This window comes from Pseudomonas sp. Irchel 3F3 (assembly GCF_900187545.1).
Lineage (GTDB): Bacteria > Pseudomonadota > Gammaproteobacteria > Pseudomonadales > Pseudomonadaceae > Aquipseudomonas > Aquipseudomonas fortuita.
On sequence record NZ_FYDS01000004.1, the window covers coordinates 199,974 to 219,291 of the forward strand.

20 protein-coding genes are annotated in these 19,318 nt (G+C 62.7%); 11 read left to right on the forward strand and 9 right to left on the reverse strand.

Annotated features, from left to right (window positions below):
- The first annotated feature begins 112 nt into the window (after positions 1-112).
- The 10 genes from CKW35_RS09670 to CKW35_RS09715 all read left to right on the forward strand — a co-directional run bounded on the left by CKW35_RS09670 (position 113) and on the right by CKW35_RS09715 (position 7,126).
- On the forward strand, positions 113-1,087 hold the full coding sequence (locus tag CKW35_RS09670) for an SIS domain-containing protein (protein ID WP_016485042.1): 975 nt from the start codon (positions 113-115) through the stop codon (positions 1,085-1,087).
- A gap of 11 nt (positions 1,088-1,098) precedes the next feature.
- The gene (locus CKW35_RS09675) at positions 1,099-1,623 is read left to right on the forward strand and encodes an HAD family hydrolase (RefSeq protein WP_023046949.1); all 525 of its coding nucleotides are present in this window, start codon (positions 1,099-1,101) and stop codon (positions 1,621-1,623) included.
- 8 nt (positions 1,624-1,631) lie between these two features.
- Positions 1,632-2,204, forward strand: coding sequence for an LPS export ABC transporter periplasmic protein LptC (gene lptC, locus CKW35_RS09680; protein ID WP_016485040.1), 573 nt, complete (start codon positions 1,632-1,634; stop codon positions 2,202-2,204).
- Positions 2,191-2,715, forward strand: a complete 525-nt coding sequence (lptA, locus tag CKW35_RS09685; RefSeq protein WP_016485039.1) for a lipopolysaccharide transport periplasmic protein LptA — start codon at positions 2,191-2,193, stop codon at positions 2,713-2,715. The genes lptC and lptA overlap by 14 nt, the downstream gene beginning before the upstream one ends.
- A complete protein-coding gene (gene lptB, locus CKW35_RS09690) occupies positions 2,716-3,441 on the forward strand; it encodes an LPS export ABC transporter ATP-binding protein (RefSeq protein ID WP_003255132.1) in 726 nt (241 codons plus the stop codon).
- A 177-nt stretch (positions 3,442-3,618) separates the two neighbouring features.
- A complete protein-coding gene (locus CKW35_RS09695) occupies positions 3,619-5,112 on the forward strand; it encodes an RNA polymerase factor sigma-54 (RefSeq protein WP_024717623.1) in 1,494 nt (497 codons plus the stop codon).
- Positions 5,113-5,191: 79 nt separating this feature from the next.
- Positions 5,192-5,500, forward strand: a complete 309-nt coding sequence (gene hpf, locus CKW35_RS09700; RefSeq protein ID WP_016485037.1) for a ribosome hibernation-promoting factor, HPF/YfiA family — start codon at positions 5,192-5,194, stop codon at positions 5,498-5,500.
- Between the two features lie 12 nt (positions 5,501-5,512).
- Positions 5,513-5,977 carry a PTS IIA-like nitrogen regulatory protein PtsN gene (gene ptsN, locus CKW35_RS09705; protein ID WP_016485036.1) on the forward strand — a complete coding sequence of 155 codons (465 nt, stop codon included), beginning with the start codon at positions 5,513-5,515 and terminating at the stop codon, positions 5,975-5,977.
- 2 nt (positions 5,978-5,979) lie between these two features.
- Positions 5,980-6,834 (forward strand): RNase adapter RapZ, encoded by an 855-nt coding sequence (gene rapZ / locus CKW35_RS09710; RefSeq protein ID WP_016485035.1) that lies wholly within the window; start codon positions 5,980-5,982, stop codon positions 6,832-6,834.
- 19 nt (positions 6,835-6,853) lie between these two features.
- Positions 6,854-7,126 (forward strand): HPr family phosphocarrier protein, encoded by a 273-nt coding sequence (locus CKW35_RS09715; RefSeq protein ID WP_016485034.1) that lies wholly within the window; start codon positions 6,854-6,856, stop codon positions 7,124-7,126.
- Between the two features lie 44 nt (positions 7,127-7,170).
- Here the strand turns inward: CKW35_RS09715 and CKW35_RS09720 are convergent, their stop codons facing one another.
- The 6 genes from CKW35_RS09720 to pmbA form a co-directional block, all read right to left on the reverse strand.
- Complete coding sequence (locus CKW35_RS09720) at positions 7,171-8,064, reverse strand: ZIP family metal transporter (protein WP_016485033.1); 894 nt, start codon at positions 8,062-8,064, stop codon at positions 7,171-7,173.
- An 11-nt stretch (positions 8,065-8,075) separates the two neighbouring features.
- Complete coding sequence (locus CKW35_RS09725) at positions 8,076-8,687, reverse strand: superoxide dismutase (protein ID WP_023046948.1); 612 nt, start codon at positions 8,685-8,687, stop codon at positions 8,076-8,078.
- Position 8,688: 1 nt separating this feature from the next.
- Positions 8,689-9,150, reverse strand: coding sequence for a hypothetical protein (locus CKW35_RS09730; protein ID WP_023046947.1), 462 nt, complete (start codon positions 9,148-9,150; stop codon positions 8,689-8,691).
- A 45-nt stretch (positions 9,151-9,195) separates the two neighbouring features.
- Complete coding sequence (locus CKW35_RS09735; RefSeq protein WP_024717622.1) at positions 9,196-10,572, reverse strand: lyase family protein; 1,377 nt, start codon at positions 10,570-10,572, stop codon at positions 9,196-9,198.
- On the reverse strand, positions 10,565-10,966 hold the full coding sequence (locus tag CKW35_RS09740; RefSeq protein WP_016485029.1) for a hypothetical protein: 402 nt from the start codon (positions 10,964-10,966) through the stop codon (positions 10,565-10,567). The genes CKW35_RS09735 and CKW35_RS09740 overlap by 8 nt, the downstream gene beginning before the upstream one ends.
- 126 nt (positions 10,967-11,092) lie before the next feature.
- Entirely contained in the window at positions 11,093-12,439 is a 1,347-nt protein-coding gene (gene pmbA / locus CKW35_RS09745) for a metalloprotease PmbA (RefSeq protein ID WP_095115789.1), read from the reverse strand.
- Between the two features lie 109 nt (positions 12,440-12,548).
- Here pmbA and yjgA point away from each other — a divergent pair, with 109 nt between their 5' ends.
- On the forward strand, positions 12,549-13,070 hold the full coding sequence (gene yjgA / locus CKW35_RS09750; protein WP_016485027.1) for a ribosome biogenesis factor YjgA: 522 nt from the start codon (positions 12,549-12,551) through the stop codon (positions 13,068-13,070).
- 124 nt (positions 13,071-13,194) lie between these two features.
- Here the strand turns inward: yjgA and tldD are convergent, their stop codons facing one another.
- The 3 genes from tldD to CKW35_RS09765 are packed head-to-tail and all read right to left on the reverse strand — an operon-like array spanning position 13,195 to position 19,318.
- Positions 13,195-14,634 (reverse strand): metalloprotease TldD, encoded by a 1,440-nt coding sequence (gene tldD, locus CKW35_RS09755; RefSeq protein WP_016485026.1) that lies wholly within the window; start codon positions 14,632-14,634, stop codon positions 13,195-13,197.
- A gap of 2 nt (positions 14,635-14,636) precedes the next feature.
- On the reverse strand, positions 14,637-15,488 hold the full coding sequence (locus tag CKW35_RS09760; protein ID WP_095115791.1) for a carbon-nitrogen hydrolase family protein: 852 nt from the start codon (positions 15,486-15,488) through the stop codon (positions 14,637-14,639).
- An 8-nt stretch (positions 15,489-15,496) separates the two neighbouring features.
- Entirely contained in the window at positions 15,497-19,318 is a 3,822-nt protein-coding gene (locus CKW35_RS09765) for a YhdP family protein (protein ID WP_016485024.1), read from the reverse strand.

The window sequence follows — 19,318 nt, forward strand, 5'->3', positions numbered from 1 at the left end:
GTTCAGCCCCGTGACAGGCTTTGATGACATTCGCTACAGCAATCGAAGGGGTGAGGGTTTTCGTCATTGCGCGTATAATCGCGACCTTTTCATCAGGCATTGCTTTCTCGACATGAGCCAATCCAGCGAGCTGATTCAATCCGCCCAACGCACCCTGCGCCTGGAACTCGAGGCCGTAGAGGCCCTGCTGGCGCGCATCGACGACAATTTCGTCAAAGCCTGCGAGCTGATCCTGGCCAGCAAGGGCCGGGTGGTCGTGGTCGGCATGGGCAAGTCCGGGCATATCGGCAACAAGATCGCCGCCACCCTGGCCAGCACCGGGACCCCGGCGTTTTTCGTGCACCCGGCCGAAGCCAGCCATGGCGACATGGGCATGATTACCCGCGATGATGTCATCCTTGCGCTTTCCAATTCCGGCAGCACTGCCGAAATCGTCACCCTGCTGCCGTTGATCAAGCGCCTGGGCATCAAGCTGGTCAGCCTGACCGGCAACCCGGACTCGCCCCTGGCCCAGGCCGCCGAGGTCAACCTCGACGCCCGCGTCGCGCAAGAGGCCTGCCCGCTTAACCTCGCACCCACATCCTCCACCACGGCATCGCTGGTGCTGGGCGACTGCCTGGCCATCGCCCTGCTCGAAGCCCGCGGTTTCACCGCTGAAGACTTTGCCTTCTCGCACCCGGGCGGTGCACTGGGCCGTCGCCTGCTGCTCAAGGTCGAGAACGTGATGCACAGCGGCGACGAGCTGCCCCAGGTAGCCCGCGGCACCCTGCTCAAGGATGCGCTGCTTGAAATGTCCCGCAAAGGCCTGGGCATGACCGTGATCGTCGAAGCCGACGGCACGCTGGCCGGGATCTTCACCGACGGCGACCTGCGCCGCAGCCTGGACCGCAACATCGACGTACACACCACCCTGGTCGACCAGGTCATGACCGTGCACGGCAAAACGGCCCGCGCCGACATGCTCGCTGCCGAAGCCCTGAAGATCATGGAAGACCACAAGATCAGCGCACTGGTGGTGGTGGACCGCGAGGGCCGCCCGACCGGCGCCCTGAACATGCACGACCTGCTGCGCGCCGGTGTAATGTAAGGAGCGATGGAATGAACCAGGACCTCATGCAACGCGGCAAAGCCATCAAGCTGGCAGTGTTCGACGTAGACGGCGTGCTCACCGACGGGCGCCTGTACTTCCTCGAAGATGGCAGCGAGTTCAAGACCTTCAATACCCTCGACGGCCAGGGCATCAAGATGCTCATGGCCTCGGGTGTGACCACCGCGATCATCAGCGGGCGCAAAACCCCTGTGGTCGAGCGCCGGGCAAAAAACCTCGGCATCCCGCACCTGTACCAGGGCCGCGAGGACAAATTGGTCGTGCTTGACGGCCTGCTCGCCGAACTGGGCCTAAGCTATGATCAAGTGGCCTACCTGGGCGATGACCTGCCCGACCTGCCGGTCATTCGCCGGGTGGCATTGGGCATGGCCGTGGCCAGCGCCGCCCCGTTTGTTCGCCAGCACGCTCACGGCGTGACCCAGGCACGCGGCGGCGAAGGCGCAGCCCGTGAATTCTGCGAACTGATCATGCAGGCCCAGGGTACCCTGGACGCTGCCAACGCCAACTACCTGTAAGGCTGCCCATGTTCAGCAAGAAAGCCCGCAATATTGCGCTGCTAGCAGTGATCGCCGCCCTGCTGGCGGCGGTCGGCTACTGGAATGTCAGCCCGGAAAGCTTCCTCGACAAGCCGGTGGCCCAGGTCGACGAAAGCGCCATCGACTACTATGCGATCAACGCGCACAGTGTGCAATTTCTGCCCGACGGCAAGCTGCAGTACGAAATGACCGCCGACAAGGTCGAGCACATGAAGACCAGCGAAATCACCTTGGTGACCACGCCGGACCTGCACCTGTACCGCGGCACCCAATACCCGTGGCACGTGCAAAGCACCCGCGCCGAGGTCAACCCGGACGGCACCGAGGTCGAGCTGATCGACAAGGTACGAATTGCACGCATCGACGAAAAACAGCGTGAAACCATCATTACCAGTTCACGCATGACCGTGTTCCCGCAGAAGCAATATGCGCAGACCGAGCAAGCCGTTAGAATCGACGGCGCCGGTGGCACGACTACGGGCAAAGGAATGAAAGCGTATTTGAAAGAAAGCAGGATGGACCTGCTCTCTAACGTAAGAGGACAGTATGAGGCTCGTTAAAACCCTCCCCCTTTTGCTCAGCCTGAGCGCAGCACTGGGAAGCGCGAGCGCCTTCGCACTGCCGAATGACCGTGATCAGCCGATCCGCATCCAGGCCGACCAGGCCCATCTGGATGACAAGCAAGGCGTGGCCACCTATACCGGTGACGTGATCATCACCCAAGGTTCGATGATGATCAAAGGCAACACCGTGACCATGACCCGCGCCGCCAACGGCGACATCGATGTGGTCACCTCGGTCGGCAACCTGGCCTACTTCGAGCAACAACAGAGCGCTGCCAAGCCAGACAAGATGAAAGGCTGGGCAGTGACAATCCAGTACCAGGCGCAGAAAGACACCGTGATCCTCACCGACCGCGCCAAGGTCGAAAACGAGGGCAACACGACCGAAGGCGAGAAGATCGTCTACAACACCAAGTCCCAGGTGGCGACCGCCGGTCGTGGTGGCAACGTGACCCAGCCACGTCAGCGCATCGACATGGTGATCCAGCCCAAGAAGAAGGCCGAGTAAATGGCAACCCTCAAAGCCCAGCATCTGGCCAAGAGCTACAAGGGGCGGCAGGTCGTACGTGATGTCAGTCTGTCGATCGACAGTGGCCAGATCGTCGGCCTGCTCGGCCCCAACGGCGCCGGCAAGACCACCTGCTTCTACATGATTGTCGGGCTGGTCCAGGCCGAGCAGGGGCGCGTGCTCATCGACAACCTCGATGTCAGCCACCAGCCCATGCACGGCCGCGCCCGTGCCGGCATCGGCTACTTGCCGCAGGAAGCCTCGATCTTCCGTAAACTGTCGGTGGCCGACAACATCATGGCCATTCTCGAGACCCGCAAGGACCTCGACCGCGACGGCCGCCGCAAAGAGCTGGAAAGCCTGCTGCAGGAGTTCCACATCAGCCACATTCGCGACAACCTCGGCATGAGCCTTTCCGGTGGTGAACGCCGCCGCGTCGAGATTGCCCGCGCCCTGGCAACCGCACCCAAGTTCATCCTGCTGGACGAACCCTTCGCCGGTGTCGACCCGATCTCGGTTGGTGACATCAAGCAGATCATCCACCACCTCAAGGCCAAGGGCATCGGTGTGCTGATTACCGACCACAACGTGCGCGAGACGCTGGATATCTGCGAGACCGCCTATATCGTCAATGATGGCCGGCTGATCGCTGAAGGCGATGCCGAGACCATCCTGGCCAACGACCTGGTCAAAGAGGTTTACCTGGGCCACGAGTTCCGGCTCTGACCCAGGGGAAGCGCCTGGAGCACTGGCACATAGCCGTGAAACCGCGGGTAAAGTTGTTACAGCGCTCTAGGCAAACGCTACAATTTAAGGCATAAAACTTGCTTGATCTGGCGCCCCGGCGCCCTCGTGTAGTGGATGGCGCATGCGCGCCGGCGAACAAGGTATTAAGCCCCAGCCATGAAACCATCGCTCGTCCTAAAAATGGGCCAGCAACTGACGATGACACCGCAGTTGCAACAGGCCATCCGTCTGCTCCAGCTTTCCACCCTGGACCTCCAACAGGAAATCCAGGAAGCGCTGGAGTCGAACCCGATGCTCGAACGTCAGGAAGACGGCGAGGACTTCGACAACAGCGACCCGATGGCGGACAACGCCGAGAACAAGCCGGCAGCCGAAGCCCAGGACAACAGCTTTCAGGAAAGCACCGTCAGTGCCGACAACCTGGAAGATGGCGAGTGGGGCGAGCGGATCCCCAACGAGCTTCCGGTCGATACCGCCTGGGAAGACATCTACCAGACCAGCGCCAGCAGCCTGCCGAGCAACGATGACGATGAGTGGGACTTCACCACCCGCACATCGGCCGGCGAAAGCCTGCAAAGCCACCTGCTGTGGCAACTGAACCTGGCGCCGATGTCCGACACCGACCGCCTGATCGCCGTTACCCTCATCGACAGCATCAACGGCCAGGGCTACCTGGAAGACACCCTTGAGGAAATCTGCGCCGGTTTCGACCCGGAGCTGGATATCGAGCTGGACGAGGTCGAAGCGGTGCTGCACCGTATCCAGCAGTTCGAACCGGCCGGCGTCGGCGCCCGTAACCTGGGTGAATGCCTGCTGCTGCAACTGCGCCAGCTGCCTGCCAACACTCCGTGGATGACCGAAGCCAAGCGCTTGGTCACCGATTTCATCGACCTGCTCGGCAGCCGCGACTACAGCCAGCTGATGCGGCGCATGAAAATCAAGGAAGACGAGCTGCGCCAGGTCATCGAGCTGGTACAAAGCCTCAACCCGCGCCCTGGCTCACAGATCGAGTCCAGCGAACCCGAGTACGTGGTGCCCGACGTCATCGTGCGCAAAGACAGCGACCGCTGGCTGGTGGAGCTGAACCAGGAAGCCATCCCGCGCCTGCGGGTCAACCCGCAATACGCAGGCTTCGTGCGCCGCGCCGACACCAGTGCCGACAACACCTTCATGCGCAACCAGTTGCAGGAAGCGCGCTGGTTCATCAAGAGCCTGCAAAGCCGCAACGAAACCCTGATGAAGGTTGCCACGCAGATCGTCGAGCACCAGCGCGGTTTCCTCGACCATGGTGATGAAGCAATGAAGCCGCTGGTGCTGCATGACATCGCCGAAGCGGTGGGGATGCATGAGTCGACCATCTCTCGGGTTACCACGCAAAAATACATGCACACCCCGCGTGGCATCTACGAACTGAAATACTTTTTCTCCAGCCACGTCAGCACCTCCGAAGGCGGAGAATGCTCGTCTACAGCGATCCGCGCGATCATCAAAAAACTGGTTGCAGCGGAAAATCAGAAAAAGCCATTGAGTGACAGCAAGATCGCTGGTTTACTGGAGGCACAAGGCATCCAGGTAGCCCGTCGCACCGTCGCCAAGTACCGCGAGTCGCTCGGCATAGCACCGTCGAGCGAACGCAAGCGACTGATGTAGCCCCTGAGATGCGCCACAGCGTTTGTGGGGCAGGTGCAAGACCTGCCTCTTTATGCACGGGCAATAAAGGAGAAGCTGTATGCAAGTCAATATCAGTGGACAGCATGTAGAAGTCACCCAGCCACTGCGCGATTATGTGCTTGAAAAGCTCGCCCGCGTGGAAAGTCACTTCGACAAGATCACCAACGTGCAGGTCATCATGAAAGTCGAGAAGCTGCAGCAGAAGGTCGAAGCGACCCTGCAGATTCCTGGCGGTGAAGTGGTTGCCAATGCCGAAGACCAAGACATGTATGCAGCCATCGACGCCTTGGCCGACAAGCTCGACCGCCAACTGAAAAAACACAAGGAAAAACAGCAAAGCCTGCTGCAAGGTGCAGCTGCCCGCTGATCCCCCTCATCCATGATCCGACTTGAAACCATCCTGACCCCCGGCCGTTCCCTCGTGAACGTGCCGGGCGGCAGTAAAAAGCGCGCCTTGGAAACGGTTGCGAACCTCATCGCCGATCAAGTGCCAGAACTGGAGATGCAAGACGTCTTCGAAAAACTGGTCGCCCGCGAAAAACTCGGCTCGACCGGTTTCGGCAATGGCATCGCCATCCCTCACTGCCGGCTTGAAGGTTGCTCCGCACCGGTCAGTGCCCTGCTGCACCTGGACGCCCCAATCGAATACGACGCCATCGATGGCGCGCCCGTGGACCTGCTGTTCGTCTTGCTGGTGCCTGAAGCCGCTACCGATGCCCACCTGGAACTGCTGCGCCAGATTGCCAGCATGCTTGATCGCAAGGAAGTTCGTGATCGCTTGCGTAGCGCCAGCAGTAACGAGGCCCTCTTCCAGGTAGTCCTGGACGAACAGAACGAGCACTGAACATGCGCTTGATCATTGTCAGCGGCCGGTCCGGCTCCGGCAAGAGTACCGCCCTCGATGTCCTGGAAGACAATGGTTTCTACTGCATTGACAACCTGCCCGCCGCGCTCTTGCCGGAGCTGGCGGAAGAGGCGCTGATCAACACCGAACTGCTGCAACCGAAGGTTGCAGTGTCGATCGACGCACGTAACCTGCCCAGCCACCTGACGCGCTTCCCCGAATTGCTCGAAGAAGCCCGCGCGCGCAATATCCAGTGTGATGTGCTGTTCCTGGATGCCGACGAAGGCATGCTGCTCAAGCGCTTTTCGGAAACCCGCCGACGCCACCCATTGACCAATGCCAACCGCTCGCTGGCCGAGGCGATCCGCGTCGAGAGCGAGCTTTTGGGGCCGATCGCCGACCTGGCTGACCTGAAGATCGACACCACCAACCTGAACCTGTATCAACTGCGTGATTCGATCAAGCTGCGCCTGCTCAACCAGCCCGAGCCTGGCACCGCGTTCCTGGTCGAATCGTTCGGTTTCAAGCGGGGCATGCCGGTCGATGCGGACCTGGTGTTCGATGTGCGCTGCCTGCCCAATCCTTACTGGAAGCCTGAACTGCGCGAACACTCCGGCCTCGAGCAACCGGTCATCGACTACCTGGGCGCACAGCCAGATGTCGAAGACATGTTCAGCGACATTTCCAGCTACCTGCTCAAGTGGCTCCCCCGCTTCGCCGCCAGCAACCGCGCCTACGTTACCATTGCCATCGGCTGCACCGGCGGCCACCACCGTTCGGTGTACATAACCGAGCGCCTTGGCCAGTTGCTGCAGCAATCCCTGAAAAACGTCCAGGTCCGCCACCGCGACCTCTAGCCCAAGGATCCGCCCCACGATGCCCGCCCGCGAAATCACCATTATCAACAAGCTGGGCCTGCATGCCCGGGCGGCAGCCAAGTTCGTCGGCGTGGCTGGCCGTTATCCCTGCCAGGTGCGCGTTGGGCGCGCGCCGGACACGCTAGTGGACGGCAAGAGCATCATGGCGGTGATGATGCTGGCAGCCGGCAAAGGCACCCAGGTGCACCTGCATACCGAAGGCGAGCAGGACAACGAGGCGATGAATGCGTTGGTCGAGCTGATCAACAACTTCTTCGACGAAGGCGAATAGAAGCCTGCACGGTCCTGCTGGGAACGCGTAAACCTGATCATGAATCAGGACAGCGCGGTGTCCATCACCATCATCAGGCAAAACCCGATGCACAGCCCCAGGCTGGCCAGACGATGATGGCCGTTACTGCGCGATTCCGGGATGATCTCCTGGGTCACCACCAGCAGCATCGCCCCTGCCGCGCAGGCCAGGCCCAGCGGCAACAGCAGTTCGGCGATGTTCACCAACCAGGCACAGATCACTGCGGCCAGCGGCTCGACCAAGCCTGACGCAGCGCCAATCAGAAAAGCGTTGAAACGCGACATGCCCGCGCCGGCCAACACCAGCGCAATCACCAGTCCCTCGGGCACATCCTGCAACGCAATGCCCATGGCCAGGCTGTCGGCGTCGGCCATGCCCCCACCTGCCGACACACCGATGGCCATGCCTTCGGGGATGTTGTGCGCAACGATGGCAATGACAAACAGCCAGATACGCGCAGCAATCACCGGCTGGTTGCCAGTGCCGACCAGTGCTTCTGGCGAGGCGCCAGACACCTTGAGGTCAACCAGAAACAGGCACAGCGCACCGAACAACAAGCCAAAGCTGATCAGGCCACCGGCGGCCCATGGGCTGAAACCTACGGACCGGGCCGCGTCCAGGCCCGGAATGATCAGGGAAAATGCGGTGGCTGCCAGCATCACGCCTGCGCCGAAGCCCAGCAGCGTGTCGGCCAGCGCCACCGGCATGTTGCGAATGACCAGTACCGGTACCGCCCCCAGCGCCGTCCCCAGTGCGCATAATGCGCCGCCCTCCAGGGCGCGCAACATGCGTGGCTCCAGGTCCAGCCAGGCAAGGCCGCGCGCGACCAGCAGCGCGGTGCCGGTCAGCAACAGCAAAGTCCCAAGCGCCAGACGAAACAGGCGCACACTGCTGACAGACATCACTTCAGAGCGCATACCGGTCCGACTCACTTCAGGGCTTCAACATAACGACGTTCCACTTCCGCCCAGTCAATGACGTTGTAGAAAGCACCGATGTATTCCGGACGACGGTTCTGATACTTCAGGTAATAGGCATGCTCCCACACGTCCAGACCAAGAACTGGCGTATTGCCGTGCATCAGCGGGCTGTCCTGGTTACCGCTGCTTTCCACCACCAGGGTTTTCTGCGGCGTCACGCTGAGCCACGCCCAGCCACTGCCGAAACGGGTCAGCGCCGCTTTGGTGAAGGCGTCCTTGAAGGCGTCGAAACCGCCCAGTTGCGACGAGATGGCCTGCGCCAGCTGGCCCTGCGGCTCGCCGCCCCCCTGCGGTGACATTACGGTCCAGAACAGGCTGTGGTTGGCGTGGCCGCCGCCATGGTTGGTCACCGCACCCCGCAGGTTTTCCGGCAGTTGCTTGACCGCACCGACCAGCTTTTCCACGGGCCACTCGGCCCACTCGGTGCCTTCGATGGCGGCATTGAGGCCATTGACGTAGGTCTGATGGTGCTTGCTGTGGTGGATCTCCATGGTCTGGGCGTCGATGTGCGGCTCCAGTGCATCGTAGGCGTAAGGCAAAGCAGGCAAGGTATGGGGCATGTCAGTGAATTCCGTAGGCATGGGTTCTGGGCGCCACGTCCGGCCGGGCAGCGATCTCGCTGCCCCCGGCATTGTGGCGGTGGAGCAGGCGCTCGGTACGTGGGTACTGACCGTACTCGGCGATGAAGCTCAGCAGTTCGGTATAGGTTCTCCCACTGTGGCGCAGGGCCGCGTCACGCAGAGCCTGGGGCAAACGCGCCTCCTGGCTGGCCTGCAGCAGCCGCTGGTGGGCGGCGCACAGGTAGTCGGCGCTTTCGTGCGGCTGATTCAGGCGCAGGTGCAGGTCAGCCAGGTTGTGGTGGGCGATGACCAACGCGGCCACCGCTTCGTCAACGTCATGCCAGCGCTCGAACAGCACCTGTGCCAGCGCCAGTGCCTGCAGGTAATGTTCCCGGGCGTCTACCAGCTCGCCTTGGTCGAACAGGCGGTTGGCTGTTTCGGTCGTGCGTTTCCAGTGCTGCATGGCATTGCTACTCCGCGCTGATGGCGCTAAGGCGGTGACGCAGGGTCAGATACCGCCGGCAGTGAGCTTTTCCGGGTCCAGCAGCGCTTGCAGCTGGTCACGCGAAAGATCGGTGTGCGCCAGCGCCACCTCGATGATCGGGCGGCCCTGCTTGTAGGCGGTCTTGGCGATTTCGGCGGCCTTGAGGTAACCAATGATCGGGTTCAGCGCAGTGACCAGGATCGGGTTGCGCGCCAGGGCTTCCTTGAGCTTGTCCTCGTTGACCTTGAAGCTGGCGATGGCCTTGTCGGCCAGCAAGCGGCTGACGTTGGCCATCAGCTCGATGCTCTCCAACAGGTTGCGGGCGATCACCGGCAGCATCACGTTCAGCTCGAAATTGCCGGACTGGCCAGCAACCGCGATGGTCGCGTCGTTACCGATCACCTGGGCAGCAACCATGGCAGTGGCCTCCGGGATCACCGGGTTGACCTTACCAGGCATGATCGAAGAGCCCGGCTGCAAGCCTTGCAGCTCGATTTCGCCCAGGCCGGCCAGTGGGCCGGAGTTCATCCAGCGCAGGTCGTTGGCGATCTTCATCAGTGCCACGGCCGTGGTCTTGAGCTGGCCAGACAGCGCCACGGCGGTGTCCTGCGAGCCGATCAGGGCGAACAGGTTCTGCCCCGGGGTAAACTCGACCTGGGTCAGCCCGCTGAGCTGCCGGGCAAAGCCGGCAGCGAACTGAGGGTGGGCATTGATGCCGGTACCCACGGCGGTACCGCCCTGGGCCAGCGCCTGCAGGCTTGGCAGGGTGGCTTCGATGTGCCCCTTGGCACCGTTGATCTGCGCCGCCCAGCCGTCCAGCACTTGGCTCATGCGTACCGGCATGGCGTCCATCAAGTGGGTGCGACCCGTTTTCACATACTGATGCACTTGCGCCGACTTGGTCTCGATCACCTGTACCAGGTGGCTCAGCGCCGGCAGCAGTTGCTCGTGCAAGGCCAGTGCAGCACTGACATGAATGGTGGTGGGGATGATGTCGTTGCTGCTCTGGCCACAGTTGACGTGGTCGTTGGCGTTGACAGCGTCACCCAGCACGCGGCTGGCCAAGGTGGCAATCACCTCGTTGGCGTTCATGTTCGAGCTTGTGCCAGAGCCGGTCTGGAACACATCCACCGGGAAGTGCTGGATGAAGTCCTCCGCCAAGAGTTGCTCGACAGCCTTGACGATGGCCTGGCCCTGCGCCGCAGACAGTTGTTCCAGCTCGACGTTGGCCTTGGCGGCGGCAGCCTTGGCCAGCAACAGGGCACGAATGAACTGGGCCGGCATGCGCAGGCCACTGACCGGGAAGTTGTCGACCGCGCGCTGGGTCTGTGCACCGTACAAGGCCTTGGCCGGCACCTGCAGTTCACCCATGCTGTCACGCTCGATACGGGTATCACTCATCATCAAATCCTTGCATCAATTCATCGGGAGAAAGGGAGGGCAGCAGACGGCAATTGGCCAACTGCAGGGCGTAGGGCTGCCAGCGCTGGTTTTCTTCGTGGCGATCGAGGTTGCGCAACACCAGCAGGGGGCGCCAGGCCTGATCCAGGCACAGGCAACGCCAGTGCCAGGGCAGCATGCGGTCGCAGGCGGTATCCAGCAGCAGGCGGAAAGAGGTCAATGCCACCGTCCATGGCGAGGTCTCGGTGCAGCACACCAGATAGCGGCCTTCGGCCAGGTAATGCTCGATCAGGCGCGGCTCGTCGGGCTCGAGCGCACAGCGAATGCGCCGGCTGAGCCAGCGCCAGTTTTCCAGGTAGGGGAGTTCGCGCAGGACGGGTTTCATGAACATCATCGCCGGGTTACTGGATAATGATATTCATTATTAAGTGATAAATAGAATCACTTCAAGGGAAAGGTGATGAAAAAAAACCCGGCGCAGGGGCCGGGTTTTCAGTGACATTGAAATTTCTGCTAAAGATCAGCTACCCGCAACAGTCATCCGCTCAATCAATACCGAGCCCGTATGGATATTGCTACGGGTTTCAAGATCGCTACCAATCGCGACAATCTGCTGGAACATATCCTTCATATTGCCGGCAATGGTCACTTCCTGTACAGCGTGCTGAATCTCGCCATTTTCGACCCAGAAGCCTGCCGCACCACGGGAGTAATCACCCGTCACCATGTTAAGGCCATGCCCCATCAATTCGGTCACCAGCAGCCCGCGGCCCATACGGCGGATCAGTGCGGCCTGGTCTTCGACACCGTGAGTGACGAACAGATTGTGCACACCACCGGAGTTGGCTGTGCTTGGCAAGCCCAGCTTACGCCCGGAATAGGTACCCAGCAGGTAAGACACCAGCTCGCCCTTGTCGACGAACGGCTTGGCATAGGTCGCCAGGCCATCACCGTCAAACGCCGCGCTGCCCAGTGCCCGTGGAATGTGAGGGCGCTCGTCGAGGGTCAGCCAGGTGGGGAACAGGCGTTGACCAATGGTGCCTTCAAGGAACGACGACTTGCGGTAGAGATTGCCGCCGGAAATGGCCGAGAGGAAGCTGCCGAACAGGCCACCCGCCAGTTCGGCGGAAAACAGCACCGGTACTTCGCAAGTCGGTACCGGACGCGCGCCCAAGCGGCTGGCTGCGCGCTGGGCCGCGCGTACGCCGATGCTGCGCGGGTCGGCCAGCAGGTTGCCCTGGCGGTTCACGTCGTACCAGTAGTCACGCTGCATCTGGCCGTCGCCTTCAGCGATCATCACACAGCTCAGGCTGTGCCGGGTCGAAGCATAACTGCCAATGAAGCCATGGCTGTTGCCATACACGCGGCAGCCCTGGTGGGTATTGAGTGTGGTGCCGTCGGCGTTGAGGATGCGCGGGTCCTCATCGAACGCCGCCGCTTCGCAGGCCAGGGCCATCTCGATGGCCCTTTCGGGCTCGATAGCCCAGTCGTGATAGAGGTCCAGGTCCGGGATTTCACGGGCCATCAGCGCCGCGTCGGCCAGGCCGGAGCAATCGTCCTCGGACGTATGTTTGGCAATGGCCAAGGCTGCCGCAACGGTCTCACGGATCGCCTCCGGGCCACTGGCCGAGGTGCTGGCCGAGCCTTTGCGCTGGCCAACATAAAGGGTGATACCAAAGCCCTGGTCGCGGTTGAACTCAACTGTTTCAACCTCGCGCTGGCGTACTGTGGTGGACAGGCCCTGCTCCAGCGATACCGCCACTTCGCAGGCGCTGGCCCCCTGGCGGCGCGCCTCGGCAATGATTGCCTCGACCTGCTCCTGCAATGCTGGCAGGTCTTTCGGACCTACGCTCTGGACTGCACTCATGGTTCTCTCCACTCAAATTCTGCGTACGGCTTGGGGTCATTCTACGACCGGGCCGGACAAGCGGCCCCCGACTGGTTATCATGGCGGCGATTTCTAGCGGACTGCCACCATGGTTGATTCAAACAACGACGCCTTCGACGGCGAAAAAAGCAAAACCCAGATCAAGCGCGAACTGCATGAGCTGGTCGAACTCGGCGAGCGCCTTACCACGCTCAAAGCCGATACCCTGGCCCGCCTGCCGTTGACCGACGAGCTGCGCAAGGCCCTGGCCGAGGCCAGCAAGCACACCGCTCATGGCGCCCGCAAACGCCATATGTCGTTTGTCGGCAAGCTGATGCGCGTGCAGGACCTGGATGCCATCCACGCCTTGCTTGAGCAGATGGACAGCTCGACCCGCCAGTACAACGAGCGCTTCCACGGCCTGGAGCGCTGGCGCGACCGGTTGATCGACGGCAACGACGAAGACCTTGAGCGCTTCGTCAACGAGTACCCCGACACCGACCGCCAGCAGCTGCGCTCGCTGGTGCGCCATGCCCAGCACGAGAAGGCCCGCAACAAGCCGCCTGCCGCCGCACGCAAGGTGTTCAAGTACATCCGCGACCTCGACGAGCTGCAACGCGGCTTGCGCTGACGGATTGCTCTGGGGCCCTGTGGGAGCTGGCTTGCCCCGCGAACACCGGCAAAGCCGGTGTCAGCCACCATTATGTGGCCTTCTTCGCGGGGCAAGCCCGCTCCCACAAAAGCCCCCGAAGCTATCAAGCCCCGGTCCCACCCACGGTAATCGCATCCAGCTTCAAGGTAGGCTGCCCTACCCCGACCGGCACCGACTGCCCGTCCTTGCCGCACGTCCCTACTCCGCTGTCCAGCGCCAGGTCGTTACCGACCATCGACACCCGGCTCATCGCCTCCGGCCCATTGCCGATCAGGGTCGCGCCCTTCACCGGGGCGGTAATCTTGCCGTCTTCGATCAGGTAGGCCTCACTGGTCGAAAACACGAACTTGCCACTGGTGATGTCCACCTGACCACCACCCAGGCTGGCGCAGTAGATACCTTTTTTCACCGACGCGATGATTTCCTGAGGGTCGCTTTGCCCTGCTCGCATGTAGGTGTTGGTCATGCGCGGCATCGGCAGGTGCGCGTAGGATTCACGGCGGCCGTTGCCGGTGACCGCCATACCCATCAGGCGTGCGTTGAGCTTGTCCTGCATGTAACCCTTGAGCACACCGTTCTCGATCAGCGTGGTGCATTCGGTCGGGGTGCCCTCATCATCTACGCTCAGCGAGCCACGGCGGCCTTCGAGCGTGCCATCGTCAACGATGGTGCACAGGCTCGATGCCACTTTCTCGCCAATGCGGCCGCTGAACGCCGAACTGCCCTTGCGGTTGAAGTCACCTTCCAGGCCATGGCCCACCGCCTCGTGCAGCAACACGCCCGACCAGCCCGAACCCAGCACCACCGGCAAGGTGCCGGCAGGTGCCGGGATCGCCTCCAGGTTCACCAGCGCCTGGCGCAATGCCTCGCGGGCATAGCCCATCACCCGTTCCTCGGTGAAGAAGCGGTAGTCGGTACGCCCGCCACCGCCCTGCCCGCCGCGCTCGCGGCGGCCGTTCTGCTCGACGATGACGCTGACGTTGAAGCGCACCAACGGGCGCACGTCGGCGGCCAGGCTGCCATCGGCCGCAGCGATCAGGATGCGCTCCCAGACCCCGGCCATGCTTACGCTGACCTGCTGGATGCGCGGGTCCAGGGCGCGGGTGGCAGCATCGACACGCTTGAGCAGCTCAACCTTCTCGGCACGGCTCAGTACATCCAGCGGATTGTCTGCGCCATACAGGGCGGTCACTTCCTGGCTGCGGAAGGCCTGGACCGTGCCGTTCTGCCCGGCCCGGGAAATGGAACGGGCGGCGCGTGCAGCCGAGGTCAACGCCTCGAGGTTGATCGCATTGCTATAGGCGAAGCCGGTCTTTTCACCGGACTGGGCACGTACGCCCACGCCCTGGTCCAGGTTGAAGCTGCCCTCTTTGACGATGCCGTCTTCCAGTGCCCAGGTTTCCGAGATCTGACCCTGGAAATACAGGTCGGCGGCGTCGATGCCGGGGCCGGCCAACTCACCCAGCACGCTCTGCAGGCTGTCCAGGGTCAAGCCGCCTGGGGCCAGGAGCTGCTCGCTGACGGTGGATAACATCTGGCTCATAGTCACTCCGAGGTATGCGCAGGTCGCAACGCGCCCTGCGAGAAAAAGCGCCGGTGCGTTACCACCGGCATGCGCGCCCGGATGGACGCTTGTTCATCAATGTTGCGCTCGGCAAGCAGCACCGCTTCGCCTTGCGCCTGCTCTACGACGATGCGCCCCCAAGGGTCGACGATCGCCGCATGGCCATGGGTTTCCCGTGGGCCTGGGTGGGTGCCGCCCTGTGCAGCAGCCAGCAGGTAACACTGGGTTTCGATCGCGCGGGCGCGTATCAGCACTTCCCAATGTGCCGCGCCTGTAACGGCAGTAAAAGCCGCTGGTGCAGTGATCAGTTCGGCGCCGGCGGCGCGCAGTGCGCTGTACAGCTCGGGGAATCGCAAGTCGTAGCATACGCTCAGCCCCAACCGCCCAACCGGCGTGTCCGCCACGACCACCTGGGTGCCATGGGCGTAGTCATCCGACTCACGGTACCGACCGCGGTTGTCGACAACGTCCACGTCGAACAGGTGCAGCTTGTCATACCGTGCCGCCACCTCGCCGTGCTCGTCGATCAGCAGCGAGCAGGCATGAGCCTTGGCCTCGGGCTGGCCGACCGGCGGCAAGGGCAAAGTACCGGCGACAATCCATAACTTGAGGTCGCAGGCGGTGCGTTTCAACCATGGCAGGATCGGCCCTTCACCCAATGCTTCGGCGCGGCCGATGGCAGCGGCGTCCTTGCGGCCCATGGCGGCGAAGTTTTCCGGCAGCACCGCCAGCCGTGCGCCGCCAAAGGCGGCCTGCTCCAACAGAACACCGGCACGCTGCAGGTTGGCCAGCACATCATCCTGGCTGACCATCTGGATTACCGCTGCCTTCATGGGCACTCCTAGCGGGATTTCTCGAAAGGTTTCACAAATGTGATTCTAGGCTCTTTCCACGGCCCTTCTACACGGTAGTGCACGCTGGCAAAGCGCGAGACACGGTCACCGATCAACCGGTCGACCAGGAACAGCGCGCCGCCCACGGCCGGCGCGCCGATAATCAGTGCCGCCAGCGGCAGGTTGTTGGTGACCGGCAAGCTCACCTGCAGGTTGGCATCGACCCGGTCGCGTACCATGTCCAGCGTGCCCTCCAGTTCGAAGTTGCTCGACGGGCCAGTCACACTGATCGGCTCGCGGGTCACATAGACACCATCACTGGCCACCAGCAGGCCTTTGACCCGGTCATAGGCCAGGCCCTTTTCGAACAAGTCGGAGAAGTCCAGGCGCAGACGCCGGCCGATGGAGTTGAAGTTGAGCAGGCCGAACACGCGCAGTGCCTGTGCGCCGCCCTCGACTTCAACGAACTGGCCGGTGCGCAGTGCCGCGTCCATGCTGCCAGAGAACCGCTTCAGGCCCACCGCAGCAGGCGACCCGGGCCAGCGGCCGTCCACATCCAGGCGGAAGTCACGGCTGGTCACGGTAGGGGCGAAGCCCCAGGCTTTGAGCACATCCCCCAGGTTCTTGCCGTCCAGGCGCCCTTTGTACCAACTGCTGGTACGGCCTTGCGCGCCCTCCCAGCCACCACCACCGTCGATGCGCAGCCCTTTGAAGTCAAGGTCGATGTCGCTGGCGGTCACGCCGCGCGTTGTCGGTCGCAATTTGATCGCCGCGCTGCCGAACAGGTCGTCGCCGCGGTAGAGCTTGTCGATGCTCAGGTCCAGCGCCGGCACCTTGCGCGGGTCGAACGAGGCCAAGGGGTCCGGGCCGTCTTCGGCCTCAGCCTGGGCAGGGTCGGCAGCGGGCAGACGCAGCGTCTGCATGCGCACGACCATGGGCGCACCCTTGGCATCCGGCACCCGAGCGTTGCCAATCACTTCCCTGCTGTCGAGGCGCAGGTCCCAGGCCGCACCGCCACGGGCCATGCGTACCACGGCCTGGTTCAGGTCCATGCCGAAGGCCTTCAGCTGACCAATGCTCAAGTCGACACTTTGCAGGTTCTGTCGCGCGCTCCCCCCCGGGTCGTCGCCAGCAAGACGGGCCGCCTGTTCCTGCCAGGGTGCCAGGTCCAGCGACTCCAGGCGACCGCGCACGCGCAAGCCCTGGCCAGCGGGCAGCTGGGCGTCACCGGTGCCAAGCAACAACTCACCACGGCCCTGGGCCAGCTTGTCGGCCGGTGCGGCGTAGGCAAAGCGTGCAAGGTCGGTGTACGCCGCATCGAAACGCCGCTCCTGGCCCTGCAGGCTCATACTGAACCGGCTGTCGCGAGAGTCTGCAGCAGCTTTGCCGAAGGGTACCGGCAGGTCGATGGCCAAGCCCTTGAGGGTGGAGTTGACGCTCAGCCGGTTATCCCGGCTACCCAGGCTGAGCTGCAACTGGTAAGGGATGTCGCCGGATGCTGGCAAGGGCTGCTTGAACTGCAGCCAGTCGGTCAGTGCCTTCAGCGATACCTGGCCATTGGCGTCGATGCGCGTCTGCATCTGCCCCGGCTGGCCTTCGGCGGTAATTTGCGCCGTCACCGGCTTGCCGAACGCCTGCAGGCTGATGCCTTTGCCACTCAGACCCTTGTCAAAATCGAAGCTGAAGTCACCCTTCAAGCGGCTCAATTCCAGGCTCGGCGGGGCCACTTTCAGGCGCGCATCGCGGGTGGCGAAGTCCACCTGGACCTTCGGCCGCTCTCCGTGGGCCAGCGGGATGTCGAGCTTGAGCTTGCCCTGCAACGGCCCTTCGCCCTCCCAGCCGGCGAAGATCTCGCCCGTGCCGATCGGCGCTTCCTTGAGTATTTTCAGGCCATCGCCCAGGCTGCCGTCGAAGTCGCCATCCAGGTAAAGACGGCTGTGCTGGTCACCCTCGACATGCGGAATATCGACGCTGACATCACTCACCTTGGTGTCGAGCAACACGCCACGCTGAGCCTTGATGCGCACCCCGCTGTCTTCGATGAACACATCGCCATCGACGTGCTGCACCTGCGGCCAGCCAGGCTGGAAGTCCAAGGCTGCGTCTCGCACCTTGAAAAACAGGCTGATGCTGCGAGCCTCTGGCGCGGCGCCGTGGTTCAGCGAGCCCTGGTACTGGAAGTAGCCTTCATCCACCGTGCCTTTGACGATGGCGCTGCGCAGCCATTCGTCGAGGGCCGGGCTTAGCACTTCAGGCAGGTACTTGGCGGTGTAGCGGCCATCGCCCTCGGTCAGGCCGACACGCAGGTCCATGTAGTCCTCGCGGCCTTCTTCGAACAACAGGCGAATAAGGAAGTCACCGGCAATCTTGCCCTCCTCGCCCAGTACCTTGAGGTAAGGCGCAACGAGGGTAAAGCCTTCCTTGTCCAGCGCCCAGGTCAGGCGCGCATTGGCTTGCTGGTAGTGCCACGGTTTGGCGAAGATCGGGTACAGGTGCAGCATGAACGCATCGGTATCCAGGCGCAGTTCACCATGCCCCAGGTCGCCGCTGATGCTGCCACTGACGTTACCGGCCGCCGGGGCACCGTGGTATGCATTGAAACCGATCTTCTCCAGGTTGGCGTCGAACAGAAGGCGTTGGTCACCCTCGGCCTTGGGCCGGGCCTCCAGCCGTACATTGCGCAACGCGCCGGTTACCTTCAGGCCATCGACCACGGCCATGACATTGTCAGGCAGCGGTGCCAGCGCGTCGATCAGCGGGGTCAAGGGCGTAAGGTGGAGCCGGTCGGCCTGCAGCTTCCAGCTTTCATCGGCAGCGTTCTCGCCAGGGCGCTGCTGCAACTGCAGGTGCGACTCCCAACGGGTCTTGCCGATGTCCATGGCCAGGGAGTCGACAACTACATCAAAGCCTTGAGCCTGACGCTGGAACCAGGCGCCCAAGGCCAGGTTGTTCAGTGTCGCGGCCTTGCGCCCGGCATAACCGCCCTGCAGCTCTGGTGCGTTGAGCCGCACCACTGCCTGCTGCAATTGCCCTTTGCGCCAGTCGACCCAGAACTCGCCGCCCGCTCGCAGCGTGTCGGCATGCCACTGCCCCAGCAGCCGCGGGGGCAACCATCGCGCCCAGTCACTCTGCGGGAGGCTCAGGTAAGCATTTACCTGCCCGTCACGCCAGGCCTCGGCCGACATACGGCTACGCAGGTTCAGCGCCAAGGGCTGGCCATCGGGCAGGGTTGCACGCAGGTTCACAACCTGGCGCGAAGCACCTGCCTGCAGCCCGGCGCTCACATACGTCAGGGTAAGCGGGTCACGCTGCCACGGGTGCAAAGTGACCTGGCTGTCGAACACATCAATGCGGCCCAACTGGCGAAGGCGCTGCAGCAGTTCGGCGGGATCAAGTGGCGCATCGTCCTTCTTCGGCAAGCCTTCAAGGTGCCAGGCACCCTGCTCGTTCTCGCGCAGGATCAGTTGCAGGCCGCCCAGCTGTATTCGCGCCAAACGCACTTCGCGGGCAGTGAGGCTGGCCCAGACATCGGGAACCACCTTTACCTCGTCCAGGCGCAGCGCCGTTGCACCTTCACCCAGTTGCAGGTCACGTACCCGCAACACCGGCGCCAGGCCGCTCCAGCGCCCTTCCAGGGCACCGACATGCACCGGCAGGCCCAATGCCTCTTCGGCTTTGCGCTCCACATCAGCACGGTACTCGGCCACCAGCGGCACCAACTCGCGGCCGAGGCTGACATACAGCGCCACCAATACCGCCAGCAGGGCGCAAAAGCCCAGCCCCCAGCGGGTCAAGGCGACAAGAACGCGGGTCAGACGTCCCATGGCCAT

Coding starts and splice junctions, on each gene's coding strand:
- CKW35_RS09670 (WP_016485042.1), top strand. CDS start 113: ATGAGCCAATCCAGCGAGCTGATTCAATCCGCCCAACGCACCCTGCGC.
- CKW35_RS09675 (WP_023046949.1), top strand. CDS start 1,099: ATGAACCAGGACCTCATGCAACGCGGCAAAGCCATCAAGCTGGCAGTG.
- lptC (WP_016485040.1), top strand. CDS start 1,632: ATGTTCAGCAAGAAAGCCCGCAATATTGCGCTGCTAGCAGTGATCGCC.
- lptA (WP_016485039.1), top strand. CDS start 2,191: ATGAGGCTCGTTAAAACCCTCCCCCTTTTGCTCAGCCTGAGCGCAGCA.
- lptB (WP_003255132.1), top strand. CDS start 2,716: ATGGCAACCCTCAAAGCCCAGCATCTGGCCAAGAGCTACAAGGGGCGG.
- CKW35_RS09695 (WP_024717623.1), top strand. CDS start 3,619: ATGAAACCATCGCTCGTCCTAAAAATGGGCCAGCAACTGACGATGACA.
- hpf (WP_016485037.1), top strand. CDS start 5,192: ATGCAAGTCAATATCAGTGGACAGCATGTAGAAGTCACCCAGCCACTG.
- ptsN (WP_016485036.1), top strand. CDS start 5,513: ATGATCCGACTTGAAACCATCCTGACCCCCGGCCGTTCCCTCGTGAAC.
- rapZ (WP_016485035.1), top strand. CDS start 5,980: ATGCGCTTGATCATTGTCAGCGGCCGGTCCGGCTCCGGCAAGAGTACC.
- CKW35_RS09715 (WP_016485034.1), top strand. CDS start 6,854: ATGCCCGCCCGCGAAATCACCATTATCAACAAGCTGGGCCTGCATGCC.
- CKW35_RS09720 (WP_016485033.1), bottom strand. CDS start 8,064: ATGCGCTCTGAAGTGATGTCTGTCAGCAGTGTGCGCCTGTTTCGTCTG.
- CKW35_RS09725 (WP_023046948.1), bottom strand. CDS start 8,687: ATGCCCCATACCTTGCCTGCTTTGCCTTACGCCTACGATGCACTGGAG.
- CKW35_RS09730 (WP_023046947.1), bottom strand. CDS start 9,150: ATGCAGCACTGGAAACGCACGACCGAAACAGCCAACCGCCTGTTCGAC.
- CKW35_RS09735 (WP_024717622.1), bottom strand. CDS start 10,572: ATGAGTGATACCCGTATCGAGCGTGACAGCATGGGTGAACTGCAGGTG.
- CKW35_RS09740 (WP_016485029.1), bottom strand. CDS start 10,966: ATGATGTTCATGAAACCCGTCCTGCGCGAACTCCCCTACCTGGAAAAC.
- pmbA (WP_095115789.1), bottom strand. CDS start 12,439: ATGAGTGCAGTCCAGAGCGTAGGTCCGAAAGACCTGCCAGCATTGCAG.
- yjgA (WP_016485027.1), top strand. CDS start 12,549: ATGGTTGATTCAAACAACGACGCCTTCGACGGCGAAAAAAGCAAAACC.
- tldD (WP_016485026.1), bottom strand. CDS start 14,634: ATGAGCCAGATGTTATCCACCGTCAGCGAGCAGCTCCTGGCCCCAGGC.
- CKW35_RS09760 (WP_095115791.1), bottom strand. CDS start 15,488: ATGAAGGCAGCGGTAATCCAGATGGTCAGCCAGGATGATGTGCTGGCC.
- CKW35_RS09765 (WP_016485024.1), bottom strand. CDS start 19,318: ATGGCCATGGGACGTCTGACCCGCGTTCTTGTCGCCTTGACCCGCTGG.